Source organism: Rhabdaerophilum sp., from assembly GCF_046092605.1.
In the GTDB taxonomy this organism is placed as follows: Bacteria; Pseudomonadota; Alphaproteobacteria; order Rhizobiales; family Beijerinckiaceae; genus Rhabdaerophilum.
This window is the reverse complement of sequence record NZ_JBJTDY010000136.1, coordinates 1-4,208: the sequence shown is the minus strand read 5'-3', so window position 1 is coordinate 4,208 and position 4,208 is coordinate 1. Positions and strand designations below refer to the sequence as shown.

At 63.6% G+C, this 4,208-nt stretch carries 7 protein-coding genes; all 7 read left to right on the top strand.

Annotated elements, in window-relative coordinates:
• Window positions 1-201: 201 nt before the first annotated feature.
• On the top strand, window positions 202-924 hold the full coding sequence (locus ACKODO_RS10355; protein ID WP_408983360.1) for a hypothetical protein: 723 nt from the start codon (window positions 202-204) through the stop codon (window positions 922-924).
• A 14-nt stretch (window positions 925-938) separates the two neighbouring features.
• Window positions 939-1,472: a hypothetical protein gene (locus ACKODO_RS10350; protein WP_408983359.1), complete on the top strand. Its 534-nt coding sequence runs from the start codon at window positions 939-941 to the stop codon at window positions 1,470-1,472.
• On the top strand, window positions 1,469-1,912 hold the full coding sequence (locus ACKODO_RS10345) for a DUF6362 family protein (RefSeq protein ID WP_408983358.1): 444 nt from the start codon (window positions 1,469-1,471) through the stop codon (window positions 1,910-1,912). The genes ACKODO_RS10350 and ACKODO_RS10345 overlap by 4 nt, the downstream gene beginning before the upstream one ends.
• A gap of 536 nt (window positions 1,913-2,448) precedes the next feature.
• Window positions 2,449-2,688: a hypothetical protein gene (locus ACKODO_RS10340; protein WP_408983357.1), complete on the top strand. Its 240-nt coding sequence runs from the start codon at window positions 2,449-2,451 to the stop codon at window positions 2,686-2,688.
• Entirely contained in the window at window positions 2,685-3,113 is a 429-nt protein-coding gene (locus ACKODO_RS10335) for a type II toxin-antitoxin system VapC family toxin (protein WP_408983356.1), read from the top strand. The genes ACKODO_RS10340 and ACKODO_RS10335 overlap by 4 nt, the downstream gene beginning before the upstream one ends.
• A gap of 5 nt (window positions 3,114-3,118) precedes the next feature.
• Window positions 3,119-3,403 carry a helix-turn-helix domain-containing protein gene (locus ACKODO_RS10330; RefSeq protein WP_408983355.1) on the top strand — a complete coding sequence of 95 codons (285 nt, stop codon included), beginning with the start codon at window positions 3,119-3,121 and terminating at the stop codon, window positions 3,401-3,403.
• A gap of 72 nt (window positions 3,404-3,475) precedes the next feature.
• Window positions 3,476-4,208, top strand: a 733-nt coding sequence (locus ACKODO_RS10325) for a ParB/Srx family N-terminal domain-containing protein (RefSeq protein ID WP_408983354.1), incomplete at its 3' end; no start/stop codon positions are given.

Here is a 4,208-nt window from a genome sequence, read left to right as displayed (position 1 = left end):
GCAGCAACTCATTGAAAGTGCTTGCGGAAGCTCTTTTGCGGAACCTTTGCGGAAGCTGCGGAAACTTGCCCGCAACCTAGTGAAATCACTGGCGGAGACGCCGCGGAACCTGCGGAAGGTTGGCCGGTGCGGAACCCCAATAGGTAAACCTATAGGGGTTCCGCAGTCCCTGACGGCCAACTGGGCGCGCGAGGTCGCGCCATGACCGCCGCCCTGAACCCGATGCCCGCCGCCGATCTCGCAAAGGCCTCGCTTGATCGCCTCGATGCGGTGGCCTCCGCCATGGAACGCAAATGGGGAATTGATCGCCTTCCGAAGCTGGTCGATGCGGCGCTCGCCGTTCGGTTTCGACGCCAAGCCGAACGTCTTGACGAAGCGATCCGTTCGGATGTTTCGGCCGCGGTCTCGGCCCAGGCCGAAGCCATGCTGCGGGCGTGGAACGCGCTCGACGCCGCTGCGATCATCGGAGGCTGGAAACCGCTCGCGCCCACGATCTGGGAAACCGTGCTGCCCGAAACCGGCGAGGTGATCGCCATCGTGCGCGATGCGGACGAGGCCTTTGCACTGGCCAAGGAACGCAAGGGTGCGGTCTGGACGCTCGCCGAAGTCGCGATTGCGCTTCGAACTTTCGGCGACACGGTGCGCGCGACGAAAGAGGCCTTTCCCGGCGCCGAAGTCACCGCGGTTCGGCCCGCAGGCACAACCGCCAAACTTGCAATCGGTTCTGCGGCGCCTGTCGTGGCCACAGAACGCGAGATGAAGCCCGCCCGCAAACAGCCTGCCCGGAACCGTCGAACCCGTTCAACGTGCTTCGCTGGGCTTTACGCGCCGCTGCTTGATCACCGCCCCAAAAACCCGTCCACCAAGCCCCAATCCTCGAAATCAGATTTCGACTGGGAACGCGGCGACGACATCCCGTTCTAGCTCAGGAGGAACCCATGCTTGCCCTCGCCCTCGCAAACCCCGCTATTCCGCCGGCGCCCGCCGTGACGCCGCCGCCGTCGCGAACGATCCTCGCGCTTGATCTTGGAACCCGAACCGGATGGGCCGTGCTGCCGCGTTCGGGTCGGATCGCCTCGGGCGTCACCGAATTCCGTCCCGGCCGCTTCGAAGGCGCGGGCATGGCGTTCCTGCGCTTCGAGAAATTCCTCGCCGATCTCAACCGTGACGCTGGCCCGTTCGACGCCGTCGTGTTTGAGGAAGTCCGCGCCCACGCCGGAACGCTTGCCGCGCAGGTCTATGGCGGCTTTCTCGCCCATCTCACCGCGTGGTGCGAGCGCAAGGCGGCACCCTATCTCGGCGTGCCTGTTGCCACCATCAAGCGCCACGTCACCGGCAAAGGCAACGCGCCAAAGGAGGACGTGATCCGCGCCGTGCGGGCGCAAGGTTTCCTGCCCAAGGACGACAACGAGGCCGATGCTCTGGCGCTTCTCGCCTGGGCCATCGCCAATGAGATCGGAGGCGCACAATGAGCAAACAGACTTGGAGCAAGCGCCTGTCGGGACCGCTGTCGCCGAACGAGATCGAGGACCGCTTCGAGGAGGCGGCGCGCACACTGCGCCGCCTGCCTGACGACAAGCCGCAGGGCTATTTCAACGTCTGGCCCGCTATCGTGCGAACGACATGGGAGATTATGGCCATGGAGCGCCAGCCCATGAAGATCTGGGCGACGCCGCAATCCATCGACCGCATGGACGAATGCTTCGCCTGGCTGTTCTGGCTCGAACCCGAAGAGGCGCGCGTCGTGTGGCTGCGCGCCGAGGGCATGCGGTGGAAGCCGATCTGCCGCAGGCTCGGCGTGAGCAGGGCGACAGCCTGGCGCTGGTGGGCGACCGCGCTGATCAAGATCAGCCATCGCTTGCACGCCGACGACAAGGCGCGCACGTCCAAGCCAAGGAAACAGGCGTCATGAAGCGCCCCTCTTCGCGCGCGCGTAGGGACGACTTGAACGCGCATTCGACGACGTGGGGTCGGCTATTACCAGCGCTGAACAGGCGTGTGTTGACGCCAGTTCGTCGAACTTCGAGCGAGACATATTCAGAGGTTTTCGCGATATTTGTTGGCATGATCGCGAGAGGTGCAGGCATCGACACCACGATCCCGCGCACCCTCGCATTCGAACGCCTATCCCGACGACAATGCGCATTCGACGCGCGCACGCGGCGCGAAACCACCGATCCCCGCGCATCTTAGGTTCTTCCCGGCCCTCAACGTATGCGGGCGGCGGCAGCGCGATCCTTTGCTAGCGGCAGGGCTGCGAACGTGGTTCGCACACGGTCCTTGAGGTTCGCGGGTTCGCATGTCCAACCGGGCTCAAGCAAATCTGCTTGCCAAATTGGCGATATCCAGATATATTGCTGGAAATAGATTGAGGATGGCATCGCCGTGGACAAATCTTCCCAGAAGCGCGCGCTGAACAACTACCGCCGCCGGTTAGGTGAGCGCGGCATGGCGCGCTTCGAAGTCCTGGGTTTGGGCGCGGATCGCGAACTGATCCGTTCCCTGGCAAAACGCCTGGCCGAGAACGATGCCGAAGCCTCGCGCCTTCGCAGCGAAGTCTCCCGTTCGGTCGTTGGATCTGAACCCCGCCGCGGCGGCATTCTCGCAGCGCTTCGTCGTTCGCCGCTTGTGGGAGCCGACATCGACGTGTCGCGAGAGGAGACCGCGGGTCGGGCTGTCGATCTGTGACACGCTATCTCCTCGACACCAATATCATCAGCAACGCCACAAAGGTTGCTCCTTCCGAAGCGCTCCTTGGCTGGCTCGGTGATCAAGCCGACGAGGACTTGTTTATCTCGACATTCTCGATCGCGGAAATCTGGCGCGGCATCCTTGAGAAGGATGAAGGCAAGAAGCGCCGCGCCCTTGAGGACTGGTTTGCGGGCGCCGAAGGGCCGCAGAACCTTTTCGCGGGCCGAGTGCTTGGTTTTGATGAACAAGCGGCTCTTGTTTGGGGCCGTCTCATGGCGGACGGACGCGAGTTAGGTCAGCCGCGAAGCGCAATCGACATGATGATTGCGGCGGTCGCCGTTGCGAATGGCTGTGTTGTTGCAACGGATAACGAACGGCACTTTCAATCGGTCGTCGAATTCTTCAATCCGCTGAAGGCTTGACCGGGATGGACGATCAGCAGTTTGCGAACGTGTGGGATGCTGTGGAGAAAACTCCCGGCGACGCTGCGGTCATGAAGGCCCGATCTGGCCTGATGATCGCGATCCAGGAGACTGTTGCGGGTTGGAAGCTCACGCAGGCTGAAGCCGCCAAGCGTCTCGGCGTGACGCAGCCGCGCATGAACGACCTTCTGCGCGGGCGGATCGACAAGTTCAGCCTTGATGCGTTGATGATCCTCGCGACCGGCGCGGGCCTCACCGTCGAATGGCGCGTGGAAAAGACCGCCGCCTGACATCGAACTGCCGTTAGACTCAATCGCCCGGTGAAGCGCTGCTTCGCCGGGCTTTTTGTTGCCGGAGACACAATGCTCGCCATCGAGACCCGCCCGATTGCGCGGCTGATCCCCTATGTCCGCAACGCGCGGACGCATTCGGGCGATCAGATTGCACAGATCGCGGGCTCGATTGCCGAGTTCGGCTTCGTGAACCCGGTGCTGATCGGCGCCGACGATGTGATCATTGCCGGCCACGGGCGCGTTCTCGCCGCCGAGAAGCTTGGGCTCGCCGAGGTTCCGGTCATCGTGCTTTCTCATCTTTCGGAATCGCAGCGCCGGGCGCTGGTGATCGCCGACAACCGGATTGCCGAAAATGCGGGCTGGGACGAAGCCATGCTCAAGGCCGAGATCGCGGCCTTGCACGAAGACGCTTTCGATCTCGATCTTCTGGGCTTTGCCGAGGAAGAACTCAGCCGCTTGCTCGATGGCCTTGACGCCGATACCGGCGGCGATGCTGCGGCGGGCGGCGAGCCGTCTTCCGATGCCTCGGCCGAAACGCAACGCGCGACCCTTGCCGAGCGCTTCGGCATTCCGCCTTTCTCGGTGCTCGATGCCCGCAAAGGCTGGTGGCAGGATCGCAAGCGCGCCTGGATCGATCTCGGCATCCGCTCCGAACTCGGACGCGGCGAAGGCGCGACCTATGGCGTCGCCGAGGGCGTGACCGAGCCCGGCCTCAACCACTATCGAAACCGGAACAACGCGGCGCCCGGCGGCTCACCCCGCCCGTTGGATCGCGGCTGGACCGGAAAGAAGGACAAACCCG